Source organism: Streptomyces sp. R11 (genome assembly GCF_041051905.1).
Taxonomy (GTDB): Bacteria; Actinomycetota; Actinomycetes; order Streptomycetales; family Streptomycetaceae; genus Streptomyces.
In genome coordinates this window covers 8,585,643-8,607,484 of record NZ_CP163432.1, presented here as the reverse complement: position 1 = coordinate 8,607,484, position 21,842 = coordinate 8,585,643, and the positions used below count along the sequence as shown (strand labels likewise).

17 protein-coding genes are annotated in these 21,842 nt (G+C 70.8%); 9 read left to right on the top strand and 8 right to left on the bottom strand.

Features of this window, described 5'->3' with window-relative positions; all coding sequences use genetic code 11:
- Positions 1 to 28 precede the first annotated feature (28 nt).
- Positions 29 to 2,158, bottom strand: a complete 2,130-nt coding sequence (locus tag AB5J55_RS39775; protein WP_369275292.1) for a glycoside hydrolase family 36 protein — start codon at positions 2,156 to 2,158, stop codon at positions 29 to 31.
- Between the two features lie 60 nt (positions 2,159 to 2,218).
- Here AB5J55_RS39775 and AB5J55_RS39770 point away from each other — a divergent pair, with 60 nt between their 5' ends.
- A complete protein-coding gene (locus AB5J55_RS39770) occupies positions 2,219 to 3,256 on the top strand; it encodes a LacI family DNA-binding transcriptional regulator (protein WP_369275291.1) in 1,038 nt (345 codons plus the stop codon).
- A 77-nt stretch (positions 3,257 to 3,333) separates the two neighbouring features.
- On the top strand, positions 3,334 to 5,811 hold the full coding sequence (locus AB5J55_RS39765) for a CBM35 domain-containing protein (RefSeq protein ID WP_369275290.1): 2,478 nt from the start codon (positions 3,334 to 3,336) through the stop codon (positions 5,809 to 5,811).
- A gap of 22 nt (positions 5,812 to 5,833) precedes the next feature.
- Here the strand turns inward: AB5J55_RS39765 and AB5J55_RS39760 are convergent, their stop codons facing one another.
- Together AB5J55_RS39760 and AB5J55_RS39755 are read right to left on the bottom strand one after the other, a co-directional pair.
- Complete coding sequence (locus AB5J55_RS39760; protein WP_369275289.1) at positions 5,834 to 7,603, bottom strand: ABC transporter ATP-binding protein; 1,770 nt, start codon at positions 7,601 to 7,603, stop codon at positions 5,834 to 5,836.
- Positions 7,604 to 7,727: 124 nt separating this feature from the next.
- Positions 7,728 to 8,585 (bottom strand): aldo/keto reductase, encoded by an 858-nt coding sequence (locus AB5J55_RS39755; protein ID WP_369275288.1) that lies wholly within the window; start codon positions 8,583 to 8,585, stop codon positions 7,728 to 7,730.
- Positions 8,586 to 8,842: 257 nt separating this feature from the next.
- Here AB5J55_RS39755 and AB5J55_RS39750 point away from each other — a divergent pair, with 257 nt between their 5' ends.
- Positions 8,843 to 9,730 (top strand): Gfo/Idh/MocA family protein, encoded by an 888-nt coding sequence (locus tag AB5J55_RS39750; RefSeq protein WP_369275287.1) that lies wholly within the window; start codon positions 8,843 to 8,845, stop codon positions 9,728 to 9,730.
- 215 nt (positions 9,731 to 9,945) lie between these two features.
- Positions 9,946 to 12,357 carry an Orn/Lys/Arg decarboxylase N-terminal domain-containing protein gene (locus AB5J55_RS39745; RefSeq protein ID WP_369275286.1) on the top strand — a complete coding sequence of 804 codons (2,412 nt, stop codon included), beginning with the start codon at positions 9,946 to 9,948 and terminating at the stop codon, positions 12,355 to 12,357.
- A 21-nt stretch (positions 12,358 to 12,378) separates the two neighbouring features.
- On the opposite strand, the gene AB5J55_RS39740 is transcribed toward AB5J55_RS39745, so the two are convergent.
- A protein-coding gene (locus tag AB5J55_RS39740; protein ID WP_369275285.1) for an IS5 family transposase occupies positions 12,379 to 13,253 on the bottom strand; the annotation gives its coding sequence in 2 pieces (ribosomal slippage) (positions 12,379 to 12,900 and positions 12,903 to 13,253; 873 coding nt in all).
- Positions 13,254 to 13,297: 44 nt separating this feature from the next.
- Positions 13,298 to 14,059, bottom strand: coding sequence for an SDR family NAD(P)-dependent oxidoreductase (locus tag AB5J55_RS39735; RefSeq protein WP_369275284.1), 762 nt, complete (start codon positions 14,057 to 14,059; stop codon positions 13,298 to 13,300).
- Positions 14,060 to 14,207: 148 nt separating this feature from the next.
- On the opposite strand from AB5J55_RS39735, the gene AB5J55_RS39730 reads away from it, so the two are divergent.
- Both AB5J55_RS39730 and AB5J55_RS39725 read left to right on the top strand, forming a co-directional pair.
- Positions 14,208 to 15,113: an AraC family transcriptional regulator N-terminal domain-containing protein gene (locus tag AB5J55_RS39730; RefSeq protein ID WP_369275283.1), complete on the top strand. Its 906-nt coding sequence runs from the start codon at positions 14,208 to 14,210 to the stop codon at positions 15,111 to 15,113.
- A 26-nt stretch (positions 15,114 to 15,139) separates the two neighbouring features.
- Positions 15,140 to 15,292 (top strand): hypothetical protein, encoded by a 153-nt coding sequence (locus AB5J55_RS39725; protein WP_369275282.1) that lies wholly within the window; start codon positions 15,140 to 15,142, stop codon positions 15,290 to 15,292.
- Positions 15,293 to 15,386: 94 nt separating this feature from the next.
- Here AB5J55_RS39725 and AB5J55_RS39720 read toward each other — a convergent pair whose 3' ends face one another.
- On the bottom strand, positions 15,387 to 16,289 hold the full coding sequence (locus tag AB5J55_RS39720) for a GNAT family N-acetyltransferase (RefSeq protein ID WP_369275281.1): 903 nt from the start codon (positions 16,287 to 16,289) through the stop codon (positions 15,387 to 15,389).
- A 476-nt stretch (positions 16,290 to 16,765) separates the two neighbouring features.
- Here AB5J55_RS39720 and AB5J55_RS39715 point away from each other — a divergent pair, with 476 nt between their 5' ends.
- Both AB5J55_RS39715 and AB5J55_RS39710 read left to right on the top strand, forming a co-directional pair.
- Positions 16,766 to 17,971: a beta-1,3-glucanase family protein gene (locus AB5J55_RS39715; RefSeq protein WP_369275280.1), complete on the top strand. Its 1,206-nt coding sequence runs from the start codon at positions 16,766 to 16,768 to the stop codon at positions 17,969 to 17,971.
- A gap of 130 nt (positions 17,972 to 18,101) precedes the next feature.
- Positions 18,102 to 18,308, top strand: a complete 207-nt coding sequence (locus AB5J55_RS39710) for a hypothetical protein (RefSeq protein ID WP_328430330.1) — start codon at positions 18,102 to 18,104, stop codon at positions 18,306 to 18,308.
- An 86-nt stretch (positions 18,309 to 18,394) separates the two neighbouring features.
- On the opposite strand, the gene AB5J55_RS39705 is transcribed toward AB5J55_RS39710, so the two are convergent.
- Positions 18,395 to 19,540, bottom strand: coding sequence for a sulfite oxidase (locus AB5J55_RS39705; protein WP_369275279.1), 1,146 nt, complete (start codon positions 19,538 to 19,540; stop codon positions 18,395 to 18,397).
- A gap of 211 nt (positions 19,541 to 19,751) precedes the next feature.
- Here AB5J55_RS39705 and sthA point away from each other — a divergent pair, with 211 nt between their 5' ends.
- Positions 19,752 to 21,155 carry a Si-specific NAD(P)(+) transhydrogenase gene (gene sthA, locus AB5J55_RS39700; RefSeq protein ID WP_369275278.1) on the top strand — a complete coding sequence of 468 codons (1,404 nt, stop codon included), beginning with the start codon at positions 19,752 to 19,754 and terminating at the stop codon, positions 21,153 to 21,155.
- A 15-nt stretch (positions 21,156 to 21,170) separates the two neighbouring features.
- Here sthA and AB5J55_RS39695 read toward each other — a convergent pair whose 3' ends face one another.
- Positions 21,171 to 21,674, bottom strand: coding sequence for a DUF5709 domain-containing protein (locus AB5J55_RS39695; RefSeq protein WP_369275277.1), 504 nt, complete (start codon positions 21,672 to 21,674; stop codon positions 21,171 to 21,173).
- Positions 21,675 to 21,842: the final 168 nt, after the last annotated feature.

The window sequence follows — 21,842 nt, the reverse complement described above, 5'->3', positions numbered from 1 at the left end:
GCCTTGCAGGCCATCGCGGCATCGCCGGTCACGCGACGAGCCGGATCAGCACGACGGCGGGCGTCCGCGGCAGCGACACCCGCAGCTCGCCCCCGCTCCGGACGACCGAGCCGGCCGCCGCCGAGGACGGGTGCAGGATCTCCGCGCGAACGTCGCGCCCCGCCAAGTGGCCCACAGGCAGGCGCAGTTCAGGGTTGCCGCCGCGACGCCACACCAGGACGTACGACATACGGTCGTCGGGCGCCCGCATCCCCAGGGCCAGCCATTCGTCCGTCCACCCGGGCAGCCCGAGCGGCCAGAACGGCAGTGCCCGCGCCAGGTCCGGGCGGATCGCCTTGTACGTGGTCACCGCGTCCCGTACGAGGGCGAGTTGGCGCTGCGACATGCGGTCGAGGTGGCCCGACAGATGGATCCGGCCGAGCAGGGCCCCGCCGAGCGTGAAGGCGATCAGGTCGTCGTCGAAGGCGGGCTGCGGGTACGCCCAGACGGCGCCCTGTTCGGGCGGTACGGCGGTCGGTGCCGCGGCGGCGATGGGCGGGTAGCGCAGTGGGTCCTGCTGGTCGCTGGTGGACTGGAGTTGGGTGACGGCCAGTGTGGCGCTGTCCATCCGCATGCCGCCCGAGGCACAGTTCTCGATCACCAGGCGCGGGTGGCGGTCCAGCACCCCGGCGAGCCAGTCCAGGTAGGCGTGGGCGTGGCCCAGCAGGCCGGCACCGGGAGCGAGGTCGCCGGGGGCGAGGGTTCCTGGATCGATCACGATGTTGTAGTCCAGCTTGAGGTAGCCCACGCCCCAGTCGCCGACGATGCGATCCACCGTCCTGTCGAGGTGCGCGCGGGCCGCCGGATGGCGCAGGTCGAGCTGGTGGCGGCCCTGTTCGCTGAGGCGTACGCCGTCGCGCTGGAAGAAGGCGTCCGGCGGGAGCATGGCAGCGACGGGGCTGCGCACGCCCACGACCTCGGGCTCCAGCCACAGCCCGGGCACCATGCCGCGCTCCCGGATCCGGTCCAGGACCGCCCGGATGCCGCCGTCGGGGAACCGCCGCCGCGAGGGCTGCCAGTCGCCGGCAGTGTCCCACCAGCCGCCGTCCGACGAGTCGTCGTACCAGCCGGCGTCCACGCAGAAGTACTCCGCGCCCGCCTGCGCCGCCGCGTCGATGAGCGGCAGCAGTTTCTCGGTGGTCGGGTCGCCCATGAGCGTGTTCATGTAGTCGTTGAAGACGACCGGGAGTGCGGTGTGGTCGGGGTGCGGACGGCGTACGGCGCGGCGGTACGAGGTCAGCGCGCCCATGGCGGCGTCGAACCCGGAGCCGAGGGCCAGCACGCCCGCCACGCCGGTGAACTGCTCGCCCGGCGCGAGCCGGACCCGCCACTGGTGCTCCGCGTCCGTGGGGCCGTTCAGCGCCAGATACGTGCCCCGCACGCTCTCGCCCACGTCCCAGCGCCACCCGGCCGGGGACTCGATCTGCCACAGCCAGGTCCGGCCGCTCCGCCGCTCCGTCAGGGCCCCCATCGGCAGGTGACCGCCGGTGGGCCAGCTGCCGCGCCCGGCCAGGGCGAGGGCGGCGCGGCTGTCGTGCTGGTGGACGTCGACGTTGATGTCGGCGACGCCGGCACGCAGCGGCTCGGTGTACCAACGGCACTCCGCGAGCCAGTCGTTGCGCGCCCGGAGCACGTCGAGGTCATCCGGTGAAGGCAGGCCGCCGACGAGGAGGCTGGTGACGGACTGGACGACGAGAGGCTCAGGGCCGTCGTTGCGCAGCCGGACTCGGGAGCGGAGCACTGGCACTCCGCCGGGGGACGTCAGCTCGACCAGTGCCGTCAGCCCCGTGTCCCGGTCGTGGAGTTCGACGGTCAACCACTTCACGTCACCTCGGCTGCCGGTTCGGTGGCCCCGGTAGGCCAGGCGCGTGCCGAGCGCCGTGCCGGTGAAGCGCGGGCCGGACCAGCCGCTGCCGTGCCCGAGGGCGGTCAACTCGACGAGCGGGAGGGCGGCTTCCGGGTCCGTGCCGAGAACCGCCCCCGGCCGGTCCAGCCCGACGAGCCGCGGCGTTCCGTCAGCGGCGAAGGCGAAGTCGGCCCGCAGCGCCGAGTGCCCCCAGCTGAACTCGTCCCGTGGGCGGTTGGAAGCCTCCTGCGCCACATCCGCCGTACCGGTCAAGGTTCCCTCCCCTCGCCACAGTCTCTTGACGACCCCTATGTGACCGGTCACAATCCTGGCATGAATGTGACCGGTCACACAAGGCGCCCTGCGAGCATCAGGGACGTCGCGACCGCCGCCGGCGTCTCGTACCAGACCGTCTCCCGGGTGATCAATGGCCATCCCAGCGTCAAGCCGGCCACCCGGGACCGCGTGGTCGCCGCCATCGACGAACTGGGCTTCCGGCGCAACGCCACCGCCCTCGCCCTGGCCAGCGGACGCAGCAGGGCCGTGACCGTGCTCACCGCGAACACCACGCACTACGGCTACGCGTCGATCCTCCAGGGCATCGAGGAGGCCGCTCGCGCGGCGTCGTACGCGGTCGGGATCGGCGTCCTGGAGTCGGCGGACGAGGCCGCCGTCGCCGCCGAAGTGCAGCGGGCCGCGGACGCGGGCGGCGGACTGATCGTGATCGCGTACGATCCGGCCGGTGTGAAGGCGCTGGGCGCCGTACCCGCCGAGCTACCGGTCGTGGGTGTGGTCGAGACCCCGGCGAGCCCGCCCGCCGCGGGCCGCCCCTGGGTGTGGACCGACGACCGCGAGGCCGCCTACGAGGCGACGCGGCATCTGCTCTCCCTGGGGCACGAGACCGTGCACCACGTCGCCATCCCGTCCAGCACCCGGCGCACCAGCGCCCGCACCAGCGGCTGGCGTCAGGCGCTGCGCGAGGCCGGAGCGCCCGAACCTCGGGCGGTGCAGGGCAGTTGGGGGCCGGCCGGCGGCCACGCTGCGGGGCGCCGACTCGCGCAGGACCCTGCCGTCTCGGCGATCCTGTGCGGCAACGACGACCTCGCGCTCGGTGTGCTGCGCGCCCTGCACGAGGCCGGCCGCTCCGTCCCCGGCGAGGTCAGTGTGGCCGGGTTCGACGACGCCCCGCACTCCGCGTATCTGACGCCGTCCCTGACGACCGTACGCCTGGACTTCACCGGCCTCGGACGGGCCGCCTTCGCCCTGCTGCACAGTGCGCTGGAGGAGGCCGCGCAGATCGCCCCGCATCCCGTGTCCGTTCCGGAGCTGGTGGTCCGGGAGAGCTCGGGGCCACCGCCTGCCACAGCCTGACCACCCCATGTGAGCCCCGCTGTTCCGGATTACGCGTCAGAACCACCCTGCGATCAGCCGCATTTGGAGCAGCCACCATGGCAGCCACTCTTCCCACCACGGGCCCCGCGACCGCTGCCGAGGCCAGCCCGCAGCGCCTCACCGTCGACCTGTCCGCCTCCGAGGGGCCGGTGATGCTCGGCGCCAACGGCGCGCTGTACGGGCTCAGCGACGACGGTGTGCCCAGCGACGCCGCGCTGGAGCCCCTGAAAATCACCAGCGTCTCGCAGAAGCCGGAGTGCGGTGCCCAGCATCCGAACGGCGACGCGCTCACCGTCTCCAAGTCGTTCTTCCGCAACGGCGGCGGCGAGGTCCTGGTGATGATGCAGGACATCTATGCCCAGTGGCCGTACGAGGATCTCGGCCTCGACGACTATCTCCCCAAGGTCGACGAGATCGTCAAGGAGGTGGCGGCGGACCCGAACCGCGACCGGTTCGTCTTTGTCCCGTTCAACGAGCCCGACCAGATCTGGTACAAGCTCGGCGTCTTGGACCAGGTCCGGTACGAGGCCGGCCGAGACCGGTTCTTCAAGGACTGGAAGACGGTGTACCAGCGCATCCGCGCCGTCGACCCGGACGCGCGGATCGCGGGCCCGAACGAAGCCGCCTATGACGCCCGCCTGTTGCGCGACTTCCTGGTCTTCGCCAAGCGGGAGAACGTTCTGCCGCAGGTGATGACCTGGCACGAGCTGGACTCCGGCTCGCTGCGCGACTTCCAGGCGCACCATGACAACTACCGTGCGCTGGAGCGGGAGCTGGGCATCGCATCCTTGAAGGTCAACATCGACGAGTACGCCAACCGCCGCGACCTGTCCGTGCCCGGCCAACTCGTGCAGTGGGTCTCGATGTTCGAGCGGAACAAGGTGTACGCGAACATGGCCTACTGGGACGCGGCCGGCAACCTCAGCGGGCACGTCGTACGCTCCAACATCCCCAACGGCGGCTGGTGGTTCTTCCGCTGGTACGCCGGGCTGACCGGCGACACGGTGAAGGTGGCCCCGCCTCGACCCGACACCATCGACACCTTGCAGGGCCTGGCCTCCCTGGACACTTCGCGGCGCCAGGCGCAGGTACTGCTCGGCGGCTCGGCGGGTGACTCCGACGTCGTGCTGGAGAACGTCCCCCGTTCCGTCTTCGGCCGCACGGTCACCGCCACCGTCGCCGAAGCCGCCTGGTCCGGCTACGAGGGGCAGCACGCGGCCCCCCGGGTCCTCGCCCGTACGAAGGCGAAGGTGGCGGACGACGGATCGGTGACCGTGCCGCTGCGCGGCACGGAGAAGGCGTCCGCGTACCGGATCGTCCTGACGCCCGGCGGTTGGGGCACCCCCTCCCCCGCCCCTGTCCCCTGGTCGGCGTCGTACGAAGCCGAGGACGCGGCCATCACCGACGGCGAGATCCGCACCCAGGGCACGATCGACAACGCCAACGGTTATGCGGCATCCGGCAGCAAGGACGTCGGTTCGCTCAACGCGGCCGGCAGCAAGGTCGACTTCACGGTGACGGTCCCGGCGGACGGGACGTACGACCTGGCGATCCTGTACGGCAACCAGTCCGGTGGCCCCGCCACCCAGAGGCTGGCGGTCGACGGTGCCGAGACCGCGACGGTCACCTATCCGTCCACCGAGAACTGGACCTACCGCGCCAAGAAGGACGTCACCGTCCGGCTCGAGGCCGGGACCCACACCCTGACACTGGCCAAGGGCGACGCCGAGGTCACCCTCGACCGTATCGACCTGACCGCCCGCGACGGCGTGCCCTCCGCGTCGTACGAGGCCACGCTGGCGGACGTCAGCGGGCAGCCGGCGTACGACTACTCCTCCTCGGCGGGGGTGGGCACGGGCGCCCTCGTGCTGCGCTCCGGCGACAAGGCGGTCTTCGACGTCTACGCCCCGCGGGACGGCCACTTCACGGTGGTGCCGCGGGCGACGGCGCCGGTGGAACTCGCCCTGCACGGTGCGACGGTGACGGCGACGCCGGGCCGGCCGCTGCGGCTGTACCTCGTCGCGGGCAACAACCGCATCGCCGTGACAGCACGGCACGCCGCCGTCAGCTCCCTGGAGGTCTCGGGCTCCGGATCGAGCTCCGGCACGCTCTCGTACGGGGCCGCGTCCGCCGTCCTCAGGGGCGGGGCCGAGCTCGTCGACTCCGTGCACGCCGCCGGGGGCTCGTACATCGGCCGGCTGGGCAACAGCCCCGAGAGCACGGCCGAGTTCACCGTGCGGGCGCCGAGCCCGGGTCGCTGTCTGCTGGTCGTGCACTACGCGCACAACGACCGGCGGGACAACGGCCACGCCTACAACACGGACATCATGTCCCGCACGGCGGACGTCACCGTGGGGAGCGCCGAGCCGGTGAAGGTCACCTTCAAGAACACCTGGAGCCCGGACGACTACTGGACGGTGGGCATCCCCGTCGAGCTGAGGTCGGGCTCGAACAAGGTGACGTTCGGCAACGCCGCGGCGTGGGCGCCGGACATCGCCCGGATCGAACTCGGCCGGGTGGTGGACGGCCGGTAGTCCGGCCGTCCGGGCCGGTGCGTCAGGCGACCTGCCCGCTGTGCAGTGCGGCGTACGCCCCGTTCCGGCGCAGGAGTTCCTCGTGGGTGCCGATCTCCTGAATGCGGCCGTCCCCCATGACCACGATCCGGTCGGCGCCGCGCACCGTGGACAGCCGGTGTGCCACCACGAAGGTGGTGCGGCCGTGCAGCAGACGGGCGAGGGCCTGCTGCACGAGCGCCTCCGAGTGGGTGTCCAGGGCCGAGGTCGCCTCGTCGAGGACCAGCACCCTCGGGTCCCGGATCAGGGCCCGCGCGATGGCCAGGCGCTGCCGCTGTCCGCCGGACAGCCGTGCCCCGCGCTCGCCGACCACGGTGTCGAGGCCCTGCGGCATCCGGTCGACGAACTCCAGCGCGTTGGCGTCGCGCAGCGCCGCGCGCACCGAATTCTCGTCGGCGTCATCCATGCCGTAGGCGACGTTCTCGCGGATGGTGCCTTCGAAGAGGATCGACTCCTGCGGCACGACCGAGAGGAAGCGGCGGTACGTGCGCAGGTCGAGGGTGTTCATGTCCGTGCCGTCGAGCAGGAGTTGGCCGGAGGTCGGGCGGATGAAGCCGATGACGAGGTTCAGCACGGTGGACTTGCCCGCACCGGACGCGCCGACGAGGGCGATGGTCTCCCCCGGCGCGACGGTCAGGCTGAAGTCCCGTACGGCGGGCCGGCCGTTGTCCTCGTACGCGTACCCGACCTTCTCGAAGGTCACGGCCCCGTGCAGTGAGGCGAGTTCGGCCTTGCCTTCGTTGTCCTCCAGTTCGGGCGCCTGGAGCACCTCTCCGACGGAGCGGACGGATTCCAGGCCCTTGGTGATGACCGGTGCCAGTCCGGCCAGTGTGGTCGTGGAGTTGGTGAGGGTGGTCAGGAACGCGCTCAGCATGACGACGTCGCCGGCGGTCACGCCCCAGACGTCGTGGTACGAGATCAGCGCCGCGCCGGCGAGCACGAGCACGCCGACCACGTTCAGTACGACCCAGGCGAGCGAGCCGAAGCGGCCGTTGACGAGGTCGAGGCGCATGCCGGAGGTCAGCAGCCGGTGCAGGGTGCCGTCCATGCGGCGCAGCGCCTTGCCCTCCAGGCCGTGGGCGCGGGTGACCGGGATGAGGCGGGTCATCTCCGTCACCCGGGACGACAGGGTCTCGACCTCGTGGCGGAAGTGCTCGTTGTGGGTGCGCAGCCGCGCCCTGAGGCGGGCGACGACCAGTGCGGCGGCGGGCACGACGACGAGGAAGACGGGCACGAACTCCGGTGTCCGTACGGCGATGATGACCAGGCCGCCGATCAGCACGGTGCCCGCGCCGAGCCCCGTCTCGGCTGTCTGCTGCACCATCTGCTCGACGGTCTCCACGTCACGCACGACCTTCGCCTGCAGCACTCCGGCGCTGACCCGTGAGTGGTAGCCGATGGAGAGCTGCTGCATGCGCGTGCACAGCGAGGAACGCAGGCTGGTGCCCATCCGGCGCACACTGCCGTACAGGAGGCGTACGTACAGCACGTGCAGGGGGTAGTTGACCAGCAGGACGACCATGATGACGCCGGTGCTCAGCCAGAGCCTGCTGATCGGCTGGTGCTGGACGACGGTGTCGATGATGGACGCGGTGATCAGCGGCAGCAGCCAGACCGGGCTGTGCTTGACGGTGAAGACGCCGACCGCCGCCGCGAGGCGGTGGCGGTCGGCGCGGAACAGATAGGCGAGGGTGCGTACCGGGTGTTCGCCGCGGTAGCGGTGGTCGAGCGGTCTCTCGTGCGACGACGCCATCGGCGTTGTCCTTCCCAGGGTTTCCGGATGGGGGGCGGCACAGGAATAGCAAGCGCTTACCCATCCCATTTCGGGAGGGACCAACATTCGTTCGGCCACGATTCCCGGGCGAATTCCCGGAAGATCAGACCGCGTCCAGCTCCGCGATCTCCTGCGCGGTGAGTGCGAGTTCGCTCGCGGCGAGCGAGTCCAGGATCGTTTCCGGCCGGCTCGATCCCGGGATCGGAACGACGACCGGCGACTTGGCGAGCATCCAGGCCAGGCAGACGCGCTGCGGGCTCACCCCGCGGGCCTCGGCGACCCGCGCGAACGGCGCGTATGCGGAGCCCAGTTCACGGGCGCGGGAGATGCCGCCGAGCGGGCTCCACGGCAGGAACGCGATACCGAGTTCGCCGCACAGCCGAAGCTCCGCCTCGCTGGAGCGGAACGCCGGGGAGAACTGGTTCTGCACGGAGACCAGCCGACCCCCCAGGATCTCGTTGGCCTGGCGGATCTGGTCCGGGTTCGCGTTGGAGATCCCGGCCATCCGGATCTTGCCCTCGTCGAGCAGGTCGCGTACGGCTCCGACCGACTCGGCGTACGGCACCCTCGGGTCGGGGCGGTGGAACTGGTAGAGCCCGATGGCCTCCACGCCGAGCCGGCGCAGCGATGCCTCGCAGGCCTCCTTGAGGTACCGCGAGCTGCCGTCCAGCGTCCAGCTGCCGTCACCGGGACGCAGATGGCCGCCCTTCGTGGCGACCAGGACGTCCTTGCCCCGGTCGTGGGAGGCGAGGGCCTTGGCGATCAGGGTCTCGTTGTGACCGACCTCGTGGGCGTCCCGGTGGTAGGCGTCCGCGGTGTCGATCAGGGTCACGCCGGCGTCGAGCGCGGCATGGATCGTGGCGAGGGACCGTGCCTCGTCCGGGCGGCCCTCGATGGACATGGGCATGGCACCCAGGCCTATCGCGCTGACCTCGGCATCCCCGATGCGGCGGGTGTGCATGGGCTGGTGACCTCTTTCGGCTGTCGCGCGGAAAACGATGTCGCCCGGCGAGCGCGCCATGGATCGCACGCGGTACCGGACCGACTCCAGCCTGGCTTTCGGGTCGCGGGAGGTCCAATAGAAGAAAGCGAATGCATTCAGTGACGCCACCGCTGAATCCCCGCTGCCGGCATCGCCCACGCAAGTGCTTGCGCCGCCTCCGGGTTGATGTGACACGCTCACCTCGATCGACGGACGGCATTGTGAGAGGCGGCGGCATGCGCATCGGACTGCTCGGCACCGGCCCGTGGGCCCAGATGGCCCATGCTCCCGCCCTGGACCGGCACGCCGAACTGGACTTCGTGGGGGTGTGGGGCCGCCGTACGGCTCCCACCAAGGAGTTGGCCGACAGCTACGGCGTCCGTGCCTACGACGATGTCGACGCGCTGCTCGCCGATGCGGATGCCGTGGCCGTCGCCCTGCCGCCCGCCATTCAGGCCGACCTGGCGGCGCGGGCCGCACGGGCGGGCTGCCATCTGCTGCTGGACAAGCCGCTCGCGCCGACGGTGGCACAGGCACGGGCTGTCGTCGGGGCGGTCGAGGAGGCCGGCGTGGCATCGGTCGTCTTCTTCACCACCCGTTTCCAGCCGGAGACCGAGGCGTGGATCACCGAACAGGCGGCTGTGGAAGGCTGGTTCACGGGGCGGGCGGAGTGGCTCGGCGCGGTGTTCAGCGGTGACGGCAACCCGTTCGCGGCCTCGCCCTGGCGGCAGGACAAGGGCGCGCTGTGGGACGTGGGCCCGCACGCCCTGTCCGTGCTGCTGCCGGTCCTGGGCGACGCGAGGCAGGTGACGGCGGCCGCACACGGGCCCGGCGACACCGTCCACCTGGTCCTCGACCACGCCGGCGGCGCGTCCAGCACCCTGGCCCTGAGCCTCACGGCACCGGCCGCCGCAGCGGGAGCCACCGTGGAACTGCGGGGCGCGGCCGGAGTGACGCTGCTGCCGGAGAGCACCGAGAGCGCGGTGTCCGCCCTGCTCCGGGCCGCGGACGCCCTGCTGGCGGCCTCCCGAACCGGCCACCCGCACCCCTGTGACGCGGCGTTCGGCCTGCGGGTCACCGAGATCCTGGCGACGGCCGAGGCGTTGCTGAACGGCGACGTCTGACGGGTGGCGGCGGGAGAACCCGGCCTTGCAGGGGGGGGACCAGCACTGGAGGCCTGGGGGGACCCAGCCCTAAAGGGTGTTGCGAAAGTCAACGTCGGGACGGCGGGTTTCCGCCATAGCGGTGGTTTGCCGTCCCGGCCGCCGTTTCTGCCCGGTGCGCCGCCAGGACACTGGCCGGGGCGGCCGGGGCGCCGCCGTGGAGGACGGGAGAGCGCATGGCCGACAGCAGGATCCTGGTCGCGGTACCGGAACACCCTCGGGGCGAGGGCGCCGGGCCCCAGCAGTTACGGAAGATCCGGGACGCGATCGAGGCGGGCGGCTTCGAAGTCCGGTGGGCGGTAACGGCGGAGGACGCGGACGCGGTACTGCGCACCGAGGCTGGTCTGGCGGCGGCGCTGGTGGCCTGGGACCTTCCCAGGGCCGTCGGTGACGGGCCCGGCGCCGCGCTCGCCGCGCCGGGAGGCACACTCGCCCGGCCGGGCAGCACCCTCGACGGGACCCCGGGCGGCGACGCTGTGCTGCGCCGGATCGGCCGCCGGTTCCGGGACCTGCCGGTCTTCTTGGTGATGGCCGACGAGGGCCTGGGGGACCTGCCGCTGTGGGTGTCCGAGTCGGTCGTGGGCTACGTCTGGCCGCTGGAGGACACCCCGGGCTTCATCGCGGGCCGCATCACCACCGCCGCCCGCTCCTACCGGGAATCCGTGCTGCCGCCGTTCTTCCGGGCACTGCGCCGCTTCGACGACGCCCATGAATACTCCTGGCACACCCCGGCCCACTCCGGCGGTGTCGCCTTCCTCAAGTCGCCGGCGGGACGCGCCTTCCACGACTACTTCGGAGAGCGGCTGCTGCGCAGCGACCTGTCGATCTCGGTCGAGGAACTGGGCTCGCTGTTCGAGCACACCGGCCCGATCGGCGAGGCGGAGCGCAACGCGGCCCGTGTGTTCGGCTCCGACCTCACCTACTTCGTGCTGCACGGCGACTCGACGTGCAATCGCCTGGTCGGCCATTTCAGCGTCACCCGCGACGAGATCGCGCTGGTGGACCGAAACTGCCACAAGTCGGTGCTGCACGGCCTGGTCGTCTCGGGTGCCCGGCCGGTCTACCTGGTCCCCACCCGTAACGGCTACGGCCTGGCGGGACCGCTGCCCCCGGCCGAGATCGCCGCGGACGCGGTGGCGGCCCGGATCACCGCGCATCCGCTCACCGAGGGCGCGGTGTCCCGGCACCCGCAGTACGCGGTGTTCACCAACTCCACTTACGACGGCCTGAGTTACGACGCCGTAGCCACCGCTCGCGCGTTCGCCGCCAGTACGCCCCGGGTGCACTTCGACGAGGCGTGGTTCGCGTACGCCCGTTTCCACCCGCTCTACGCCGGCCGTTACGGCATGTCGGTGGACGAGGATGCCTTCCCCGGCCCGGACCGCCCGACCGTGTTCGCCACCCAGTCCACGCACAAGCTGCTGGCGGCGCTGTCGCAGAGCGCGATGGTGCACATGCGATCCGCACCGCGGGCACCGGTGGAGCATGACCGGTTCAACGAGGCGCTGATGATGCACGGCACTACCTCGCCCCTCTACCCGATGATTGCCTCGCTCGACGTGGCGACGGCGATGATGGACGGCCCGCAGGGTGAGTGGCTGATCGACGAGGCGGTCACCGAGGCGATCCGCTTCCGTCAGGAGATGGTGCGCCTGCGACGGCGGATCGAGAGCGCCGGGGACCGGCCGCCGTGGTTTTTCGGGGTGTGGCAGCCGGACACGGTCACCGACCCGGCGACCGGCGACCGGCTGCCGTTCGAGGAAGCCCCGCCGGAGGTGCTGCGCACCGAGCAGTCCTGCTGGCTGCTGGAGCCCGGCGCCGACTGGCACGGTTTCCCTGGGCTGACCGAGGGCCACTGCATGTTGGACCCCGTCAAGGTCACGCTGACCTGTCCGGGGATCAGCGCCACCGGCGAGATGGCCGAGGAGGGCATCCCGGCCCGGGTGCTCACGGCCTATCTGGCCACCCGGAAGATTGTGGTGGAGAAGACCGATAGTTACACCACGCTGATCCTGTTCTCCATGGGCATCACCAAGGGCAAGTGGGGCACCCTGCTGGACGCCCTGACGGATTTCAAGGCCCTCTACGATGCCGACGCCCCACTGGAGCGGGTCCTGCCGGAGGCCGTCGCCGCGCATCCCCGCCGGTACGCGGGCCTGACCCTGCGCGGGCTGTGCCAGGAGATGCACGAGCAACTGCGCTCGGTGCGCCTGGTGGAGCTTCTGGACACGGCCTTCCAGCAGCTCCCGCAGCCCGTGGCGCCACCTCAGCACTGTTACCAGCGGCTGGTGCGCGGTGACACCGAGCGGGTCCGGATCTCGGAGGCGGCGGGCCGGGTGGCGGCCGCCATGGTGACGGTCACCCCGCCTGGCATCCCGGTCCTGATGCCGGGCGAGTCCATCGGCGCACCCGACGGCCCGCTGCTGCGCTATCTCACCGCCCTGGAGTCCTTCGACCGCCGCTTCCCCGGCTTCCGCAGCGAGACCCACGGCGTGACCCTCGACGAGGATACGGGCGACTACCTGATCGAGTGCCTGATCCAGGGCGCGGGGCAGCTGCCGGGGCACTCGCCCGGTCGTGTCGTTTAGGTTCTGTTGGGAAAGTGCTGGTCACAGCCACTCGTTGAGGACTGCGACCAGCACTGTCGCCTCGTAGCGGACGGCGAGCTTGTCGTACCTCGTGGCGACGGCCCGGTGGCGCTTGAGACGATTGATTCCGCACTCGACGGCATGGCGCTCGCGGTAGTCGGTCTTGTCGAACTTCGGCGGCCGACCGCCTCGGGAGCCTAGCTTCTGACGATTGCGGACGCGGTCCGCCGGGACCGGGATGGTCGCCTTGATTCCGCGTCTTCGCAGGTACGCTCGGTTGCGGCGGGAGTCGTACGCCTTGTCAGCCCGCACCCGGTCCGGTCGACTGCGCGGCCGGCCAGGACCGAGTCGGGGCACCCGAATCGCCTCCAGGACCGGCCCGAACTGCGGCGAGTCACCCCGCTGCCCGGCCGTGATCAGTACAGACAGAGGCTTCTGCCCCTGTTCGACGGCGAGGTGGATCCTTGTGGTCAGACCGCCCCGGGAACGTCCGAGGGCGTGGTCGGTCGGCTCGACGGCGATGCCGCCAGGCGGCTCCTTTTGCAGGCCCCCCTTTTCGAGGCTCCGGCGGCGTGCTGGTGGGCCCGACACACGGAGGAGTCGACATTCACATCCCAGGTGATCAGGCCCTTCACGTCGGCCTCAGCCTGGAGCTGAGTGACGATCCGGGCCCAGGTGCCATTGCGCTGCCAGCGCCGGAACAGGTCGTAGACCCGGTCCCACGGCCCGTAGCGTTCTGGCACATCACGCCAGGGAGCACCGGTCCGGGTCCGCCACCGTATGCCGTCTATCAGCTGCCGCCGAGTCCATACCGGCGGACGGCCCGGCTTGATGCCCCGCGGCAACAACGGCTCCAGCCGGGCCCACTGGCCATTCGTCAGATCACTACGCCCCACGGAACGTGATCATCCACGACCAAGATCCACTTTCGCAACAGACCCTAGAGGTTGTAGCCGCCCGACACCTCGATGTTCTGGGCGGTGACCCAGCGGCTCTCGTCGGAGACGAGCGTGGCGATCATCGCGCCGATGTCGTCGGGTTCGCCGACACGACCGAACGCGGTCTTCGCGGCGAGGGCCGGGACGACCTCGGGGAACCGGGTGAAGGCGTCGTCGCCGAGGCGGGTCCGGGTCGCCCCGGGCGAGACCGCGTTGACCCGGATGCCACGGCCGCTGAACTCCTTGGCCATGTAGCGGGTCAGCACGTCCAGGCCACCCTTCATGCCGGCGTACACCGAGTAGCCGGGCTCCAGGCCGGTGGTGGTGGACGCCGAGTTGCTGCTCGTGTTGACGATGGCCCCGCCGTCCGTGATCAGCGGCAGAAGCTTCTGCGTGAGGAAGTACGGCCCCTTGAGCAGGACGCGCATCAGCCTGTCGAACGTCTCCTCGGTCGTGTCCTCGATCAGCGAGGTCTGCGCGAAGCCGGCGTTGTTCACCAGGTAGTCGAAGGAGTCGCGCTGCCAGGTGTCGCGCAGCACTCCGGCCACGGTGTCGCGGAACGCGTCGAAGGTGCCGGTCTCGCCGACGTCCAGCGGCAGCGCGACGGCCGTTCCGCCTTCCTTCTCGATGAGCGCGACGGTCTCCTGCCCTCCTTGCGGGTTGCTGCCGTAGGTCAGGATGACTCCGACTCCGCGCTTGGCGATCTCGATCGCGGCACTCTGTCCGATGCCGGAGCTGGCGCCGGTGACGATGGCGACCTTCATGGTGTTCCTCCTGAGTACGGTCGGATGGAGCTCGGTAACTCCATTCAACCGTCCTGACCTGCGGAAACGTTAGAACGATGCTCGCTTGTGCTTGCACGATCCTCGCGTGCTCGGGAGCTTGGGCGCGTGAGGGTGCTGCAATGGAGGCATGCAGCTGGAAGAGCTCCGCACCCTGCTGGACCGGCACGTCCGGCCCGACTGGACGACCGCCGTCGACGGCGTCCTGATCTCCAAGGTCGACCGGCCGGATCCGCCGGCGCCCTCCATGTCGGGCACGGTGCTGGCGGTCATCGCCCAGGGCGCCAAACGCCTCGCGCTCGGCGACCGGGTCTTCGAGTACGGTCCCGGGCAGTACCTGGTCGCATCCGTCGACCTGCCTGTCACCGGACAGTTCACGCAGGCCGGCCCCGAGCAGCCGGCGCTGGGGTTCGGGCTCGTCCTGGAACCGTCCGCCGTCGCCGAGTTGCTGCTGCGGGCCGGGCCCGCGGACACTCCGCGCACGACGGGAGGCGCGCCGTCGGGGATCGCCGTCAGCGACGCCTCGCCCGCCCTGCTGGATGCGGTGATCCGGCTCCTGCGCCTGCTCGACGAACCCCGCGACCGGGCCGTACTCGCCCCGCTGGTCAAGCGGGAGATCCTGTGGCGCGTCATCACCGGCGAGCAGGGCGCGACGGTTCGCCAGCTCGGCCTCGCCGACAGCAGTCTCAGCCATGTCTCGCGGGCCGTGCGCTGGATCCGCGAGCACTACGCGCAGCCCTTCCGGGTCGAGGACGTCGCGCGGATGTCCGGCATGAGCGTCTCCGCCTTCTACCGCAACTTCCAGGCGGTGACCGCGATGAGCCCCATCCAGTTCCAGAAGCAGATCCGGCTCCAGGAGGCCCGGCTGCTGCTCGCCACCCACCCGGGCGACGTCACCGGAGTGGGCCAGCGCGTCGGCTACGACAACCCGTCCCAGTTCAGTCGCGAGTACCGCCGCCAGTTCGGCGCCCCGCCCAGTCAGGACGCCGCCCGCCTGCGCGACGCGGTGCGCACACCGGCGGGCGCCCTGCCCTGAGCCTTCTGCCGAGCATCAACAACGGTGTGCCCTACCCGGGCGCCGACCGCATCCGGTTCAGCGTCACCGCCCCGGGCGGAAACTTCCAGGGGTGCCTGCACTACCCGAACGACCCCAACTCCGACAGCTTCGTGGGACCCGTCACCCTGCACAGCGCAGTGTGGGGCGGCGAATGCTGAGCTGACCGTTGACCGCTGGGGCGACGCGGCAATGGGCGGCCCGGACCTGACATCGAGGTCCGGGCCGCCCGGAATTCCCTACGACTTGGGGCTATTACTCACGACGGCCACCCGCCACATCGAAGTTGATGCGCTCCTTGACCACGGGGAATCCCGCCTTGGCGAAGTTGCGGGCCATGGGGAAGTTGCCCTGGTCCGTCGCTCCGGAGACGAACTCCGCGCCCTGCTCGGCCAGGAAGTGGGTGCACTCCGCGAGGAGGTCGTAGGCGTAGCCGTGGCCGCGCTGTTCCGGGACGACTCCGATGAAGCCGATCGTCGGGCCGGAGGGGTTGTGTGCCGGGATGTGGATGCCGGCCAGCTCGCCCTCCGGGGTGTGCGCGACCTGCCACCACTCCCGTGGAGACGGGCACCAGTGGAAGAAGTCGAGCTCTTCCTGTGCGGCCTGGTCGAGGCCGCCCTCCTCGGTGGCCCGCAGCGCGTGGGCGTCGAGGGTGACGGAGTGGATGCGGCGCAGCGCGTCGAAGAAGACGGCGTCATCGGACTCGGCGCTGAAGCGGAGCCGTCCGGGCCGTTCGGGCAGCCCGAGTTCCGGGGTCCAGCGGTACAGGAAGCGTTCCACCAGGAGTTCGTAGCCGGCCGCACGGGCGGCGCCGAAGCGGGCCTCGGCCGCGGCCTTCAGGTCGGGCTTCTCCCGCCAGCCGCCGGGCAGGTTGATCTCGAGTTCGACGTGCCAGGGAGCGGAGCGCAGCAGTTCGGCGCCGGCCTCCTCCTCGCCCTCGGCCACGTCGAACCAGTTGATGTTGACAGGCTCCGAGTCGTCGGGGCCGCCCCACCAGGCGCCGCGAGCGACGACCGCGCCGTCGCGCAGGGCAACTCGCTTCCACTCGGGGCGGAAACGGGTCCGCCGGTGTCCCTCACGGGCGCCCAGCGGGTCGGGGTGTGCGTCAAAGAGATGGGCGTCGCTCGTCGAGAGCGCACGGATGACCGGATCGGTCACGGAATCCTCCGGGATACAGACTGCTCGGAGCGCTCCCGGTCAGATCAGACGAAACACGCCGGGGCAACGGAAAGGGAGCGCTGGAAAGGTGTGGACCGCACGGCACTCGCCTCCTTCCGTCGTCTCAAGGCGTGGAGCCACACCGTACGTGATCTTCGCCGGGTCCGTCCATGGGTTTTTGCGAGTGGGTGCACAGGGTGACCGAGAGCGCTCTCAGAGGCGCCTTCGGAACCTGCCGAGCTTAAGTGGGACTTAGGAGAGAGTTAAGCGGTCGTGGTCATTCCGTGGCTTTTCAAGTTCCCGCAGTTCAGGGGCGTTTGCTCACGATGCAGACCCGTTGGCCGTTGCGGCGGACGTGCGTAGCATCGGGGCCCATCGGTGGCGGCGAGGCGCGGTCCGAGAGCGCTCTCACAGCTACGGGCCCCGTCGCCACCGCGGCCCAAGTACCCACACAAGTACTCCGGGAGACCCCCCACATGACATCCCGTCACCAGCGCACTCTCGGTCGACGCAGGCTTCTCTTCGCCCTCGGCGGCACGGCGGCGGCCGTCCCCGCCATCGCCGCCGTGGCGCCGTATGCCCTCGCGGGCACCCCCGCGGGCGGTGCCGCGCCTGCCGCGGCGGACTCGATGCCGCTGACGATCGTCAATGACAGCGGCTCCTTCGACAACGCGAACGTCCACGTCTACATCGTCGGCAACCGGGACGGCAGGCAGGTGCGCGTCACGCCCGACGGCACCCTCGCGCCGATCGCCCTGGCGGACAACGGCCCCGACGGCTTCACCGACTACGCCATCGGCCTGTCCGGCGGCGAGACCCGGCTGTCCCTCCCCCACATGTCCGGCCGGATCTATGTGTCGCTCGGCGCGAAGCTCAAGTTCAAGGCCGTCACGGACGGCAACGGCAATGCCGCGCTGCAGTATCCCGCGGGCTGGGTGACGTCGGACCCGAACCACCCGGTGCTGCACGACTGCGCCGAGTTCACCTTCAACGCCGCCGGAATGTTCTGCAACACCACGATGGTCGACATGTTCAGCGTGCCGCTCAGCATCCGGCTGACCGGGGCCGAGGACCAGACGACGGGCCAGCTGCGCGCCGGTGGACGCGCGGCCGCGTTCGCCGCCGTGCGCCAGGTCGAGGAGTTCGCGCGGCTGGTCGTGGACGACACACGCATCGTCGCCCCGGGCCACGGCCTGGACGCCGGTCTGTTCGCCAAGGACTACTTCGCCCCGTCCATCGACGAGGTCTGGAGCACGTACACCGCGCGGGACCTCACCGTCACCACCAACGCGGGTACGTTCACGGGGCGGGTTCGCGGTGAGCGTTTCACCTTCGACGGGCCCGCCCAGGTGTCCTTCGCCAAGCCGTCGACACGGGACGTGCTGTTCTGCGACGGCAATCTCGCCGCCCCCAACGACGGCACGACCGGTCCCGTCGCCGCCGTCCTCGGCGCCGGCTTCAACCGCTCGACGCTGATCGGCCATCCCGCCCAGCCAACGACCGACGCCGCCGCCTTCTACCGGACCGACCTGACCAACCACTACGCCAAGGCGATGCACGCGGCCCACGAGGACGGCAAGGCGTACGGCTTCGCCTTCGACGACGTCGCCGACTTCGCCTCCTACATCCAGGACCCGGCACCGACGGGGATCAGGCTGACACTGACGCCGTTCGAGGGCTGACGCGGGCCCGGCTGCGGGGGCTCTCCCGGCGGCTCCGGATGCAGGGTTTGCTCGGGCGTTGAATGGTGTTAACAGACCCGATGACCGCACCGGGCCCGAAGAAGTCACCCGGATCCGAGGAGCAGAGATGATGCCGACGTCCCAGCCCGAAGCGTCCGGGCCGTCCGGGGAGCGCGTCACCCCGGACGACCTGCTCCACGCCCGCACCGGCACCGATGTGTCGCCCGAGGACATAGTGCTTGCCTCAGGCAAGGACCTCACCCCGCGCAATCTGGAATGGGCCAAGCGCAAGCTGGCTGCCGAGGGTCCCTCCGCCCTCGACAAGCTGCTGCCCTAGCCTGACCGGCCAGGTCCGCACGGGTCGCCTCCGGGTGCGCGACGGCACCCGGGGCGGCCGCATGCGGCTGGTCCCTGCCCGCAGCCTCACCGACCGGCCCCGCCCCCGCCCTCGCCCTCGTCCAGACACAGCACCGGCACCCGCTGCACGAGGTTGTTGGCGAAGCCACCGCGGTTCCAGGGCGGGTCCAGGGGCTGGGTGTGGCCGTCGGCGTCGGTGGCCCGGGCACTCAGCACGTGCTCGCCGGGGAGCGCCGTCCAGCTGTGCCGCCACCGGCGCCACGCCCACCGATGCCCGTCATCCGGATCCAGCACGGCCTCCTGCCAGGTCCGCCCCGCGTCCGTGCTGACTTCTACGCGCGTCACCGCGGCCCGCCCGGACCAGGCCCGCCCCTCCAGCGTCACCGCCCCGGGCCGGACCACGCGTGTCCTCGACATGAAGTCGGGGAAGCCCGGCGGGACGAGCAGGGCGCGCGGGGCGATGCGGGTGACCGGCACGCCCTCGTCCTCGGGGTGCCGGCGCAGCCGGTAGGCCACGGCCTGCTGGAACCCGGTGAACGGCTCGTCGACGACGGTGACCTCGCGCAGCCACTTCACGTGCGCCATGCCGTACCAGCCGGGCACGACCAGCCGGAGCGGGCGGCCGTGCTGCGGGGGCAGTGGGGCGCCGTTCATCGCGTACGCCACCAGCACCTCGGGATCGGCGCCCAGGGCCACGTCGAGGGGCAGCGCGCGCCGGTAGTCCTGCTCGACGCCGCGCTCGACCCCGTGGTCGGCGCCGGTGAAGACGACCTCGACCGCGTCGGGCTCGATGTCGGCCTCGGCGAGCAGCAGCCGCAGGGGCACGCCGGTCCACTCGGCGGTGCCGACGGCCTCGACGAGCCAGGGCTGGCTCACCGGCCGGGGCGTCAGCAGGGCCCGGCCGTTGCCGGCGCACTCCAGCGTGACCCGTGTGGTGACCTGCGGAAACGTACGAAGGTCGGCCAGGCTCAGGCGCAGTGGGCGGCGGACCTGGCCGCCGAGGGCCACATGCCAGGAGGTGTCGTCGGGGACGTACGGGATGTCGTAGTGGGTCAGTACGTAGTGCAGCCCGGGCGGGGTGATGTCGTGGCGCAGGGCTTCGAGCGGCAGTCCGTGGTTTCTGGCCGCGAGCGCCAGTTCGTCCCGGCCGATGCCCTCCTCGGGGGCGGCCAGCCTGGCCGGTGCGCTCGCGTCGGCGAGTCGATGCCCCATACCTGCATTATCGACCCAGGGCGAGCATTTCCGCTTCGGGTCCGGCATGCTCTCCCGGCGGTGGGCGAAGGCCTTGCGGCATCCGCAGGGAGCCGGCGCAACTTTCCTGTCTCCCACGGCACTTCACTTCGTCGTTCCCCGGAACTTCACATCGTCAAAGGTTTCCGGCTCACCCTTTCGAAGGGGTCTCGCGGCTGCCAGACTCCTGAAGGTGCCCGACTTCGACATGCTCGTCATCGGATCCGGCCCGGGTGGCCAGAAGGCCGCCATCGCCGCGGCCAAGCTCGGCCGCCGGGTCGCCGTCGTCGACCGCCCCGACATGGTCGGCGGCGTCTCCATCCACACCGGGACCATCCCCTCCAAGACCCTGCGCGAGGCGGTGCTGTATCTGACCGGCCTCACCCAGCGCGATCTGTACGGCCAGAGCTACCGGCTCAAGGAGGACATCACCGTCTCCGACCTGACCGCCCGCACCCAGCACGTGGTCGGCCGCGAGGTGGACGTCATCCGCAGCCAGCTGTCCCGCAACCACGTCGCGCTGTACGCCGGAACGGGACGCTTCGTCGATCCCCACACCGTCGCCCTGCGCGAGGTCACCGGCCAGGAACGGCTGCTGACCGCCGAGCACATCGTCATCGCCACCGGCACCCGTCCCGCGCGGCCCGCCAGTGTGGAGTTCGACGGGCGGACGATCCTGGACTCGGACAACGTCCTGGCGCTGGAGCGGGTGCCGCGCTCCATGGTGATCGTGGGTGCCGGGGTGATCGGCATGGAGTACGCCTCGATGTTCGCCGCGCTGGGCAGCAAGATCACCGTGGTGGAGAAGCGTGCCGGGATGCTCGACATGTGCGACGTCGAGGTGATCGAGTCGCTCAAGTACCACCTGCGGGACCTCGCCGTGACGTTCCGCTTCGGCGAGACGGTCGCCGCGGTCGAGCGGCATTCCCGTGGCACCCTCACCATCCTGGAGAGCGGCAAGAAGATTCCCGCCGACGCGGTGATGTACTCGGCGGGCCGGCAAGGCCTCACCGACGAACTCGACCTCGACAAGGCCGGGCTGAGCGCGGACCCGCGCGGCCGGATCACGGTCGACGAGCACTACCGCACCGAGGTGCCGCACATCTACGCCGTCGGCGACGTCATCGGCTTCCCCGCGCTGGCCGCGACGTCGATGGAGCAGGGGCGCGCGGCGGCGTACCACGCCTGCGGGGAGCCCGTCGGCCGGATGCACAACCTCCAGCCGATCGGTATCTACACCATCCCGGAGATCAGCTTCGTGGGGCGGACCGAGGACCAGCTCACCGAGGACCGGGTGCCGTTCGAGGTCGGCATCTCGCGCTACCGCGAACTGGCCCGCGGGCAGATCATCGGCGACTCGCACGGCATGCTGAAGCTGCTGGTCTCCCCCGAGGACCGCACGCTGCTCGGTGTGCACTGCTTCGGCACGGGGGCGACGGAGCTCATCCATATCGGGCAGTCCGTGATGGGGTGCGGCGGAACCGTCGACTATCTGGTCGACGCGGTGTTCAACTACCCGACGCTGGCGGAGTCGTACAAGGTAGCCGCCCTCGACGCCACGAACAGGCTGCGGCAGATCGACCGGATCGGGGACTGAGCCTCCCGGACCTGCTCAGGTGTCCACGCCGCCCTCAGGAAGGTCGGCGTCGTCCTCGACCACGTGCATCGCGGCCTCCTCCGCGCCGGCCGCTCCGCCGTCGATGCCCTGGTCGAAGGCGACCTGCTCCTTCGTGGTGTCGGCGTGGGCGCCCTCGTCCGGTGCGACCAGGCGGCCCGCACGGCCGGTGCCCGCCTCCGGGTCGACGGGTTCGCCGTCGCCGCCCGGCAGATCGCCGACGCCGTCGCCGACGGGCTCGCTCACGTCGGGGACCTCCTGGGTGAGCCGCTCGTCGAGGGTCTCACCGGCGTGCTGTTCGGCGGCCGTGGTGCCGTACCTGGTGACGCCCAGAGGCTTCTCGGGCGGGGAGTAGCCCTCGTCGAGGGTGTCGTCGTAGGTCCGCTCGTCCAAGGCGTCCTGGAGGTCCAGTGGAGCCGCGTCCTGCTGTTCCTCGTTGCTTCCGGTGGGCTGGTACGCGTCGTCGGCCATCGACTCTGCGGGCGTGTGTTCGGTGCCCATGGCTGCCTCCTCACTCGCGCGCGGCGGCGGGTTGTGCCGGTGCATGTCCTGAACCGCGTTTCCCGTTGCGCGTTGTCCAACCCCGGAAGATCTCATGGCTCTTGAAGCATCAACGAGTGTGGCTATCATCACTCGCACACTCGGCGTGACTGCACGACGACGCAACGG

Coding starts and splice junctions, on each gene's coding strand:
- AB5J55_RS39695 (WP_369275277.1), bottom strand. CDS start 21,674: ATGGGCACCGAACACACGCCCGCAGAGTCGATGGCCGACGACGCGTAC.
- AB5J55_RS39760 (WP_369275289.1), bottom strand. CDS start 7,603: ATGGCGTCGTCGCACGAGAGACCGCTCGACCACCGCTACCGCGGCGAA.
- AB5J55_RS39765 (WP_369275290.1), top strand. CDS start 3,334: ATGGCAGCCACTCTTCCCACCACGGGCCCCGCGACCGCTGCCGAGGCC.
- AB5J55_RS39730 (WP_369275283.1), top strand. CDS start 14,208: ATGCAGCTGGAAGAGCTCCGCACCCTGCTGGACCGGCACGTCCGGCCC.
- AB5J55_RS39750 (WP_369275287.1), top strand. CDS start 8,843: ATGCGCATCGGACTGCTCGGCACCGGCCCGTGGGCCCAGATGGCCCAT.
- AB5J55_RS39710 (WP_328430330.1), top strand. CDS start 18,102: ATGCCGACGTCCCAGCCCGAAGCGTCCGGGCCGTCCGGGGAGCGCGTC.
- AB5J55_RS39755 (WP_369275288.1), bottom strand. CDS start 8,585: ATGCACACCCGCCGCATCGGGGATGCCGAGGTCAGCGCGATAGGCCTG.
- AB5J55_RS39770 (WP_369275291.1), top strand. CDS start 2,219: ATGAATGTGACCGGTCACACAAGGCGCCCTGCGAGCATCAGGGACGTC.
- AB5J55_RS39705 (WP_369275279.1), bottom strand. CDS start 19,540: ATGGGGCATCGACTCGCCGACGCGAGCGCACCGGCCAGGCTGGCCGCC.
- AB5J55_RS39735 (WP_369275284.1), bottom strand. CDS start 14,059: ATGAAGGTCGCCATCGTCACCGGCGCCAGCTCCGGCATCGGACAGAGT.
- AB5J55_RS39745 (WP_369275286.1), top strand. CDS start 9,946: ATGGCCGACAGCAGGATCCTGGTCGCGGTACCGGAACACCCTCGGGGC.
- AB5J55_RS39715 (WP_369275280.1), top strand. CDS start 16,766: ATGACATCCCGTCACCAGCGCACTCTCGGTCGACGCAGGCTTCTCTTC.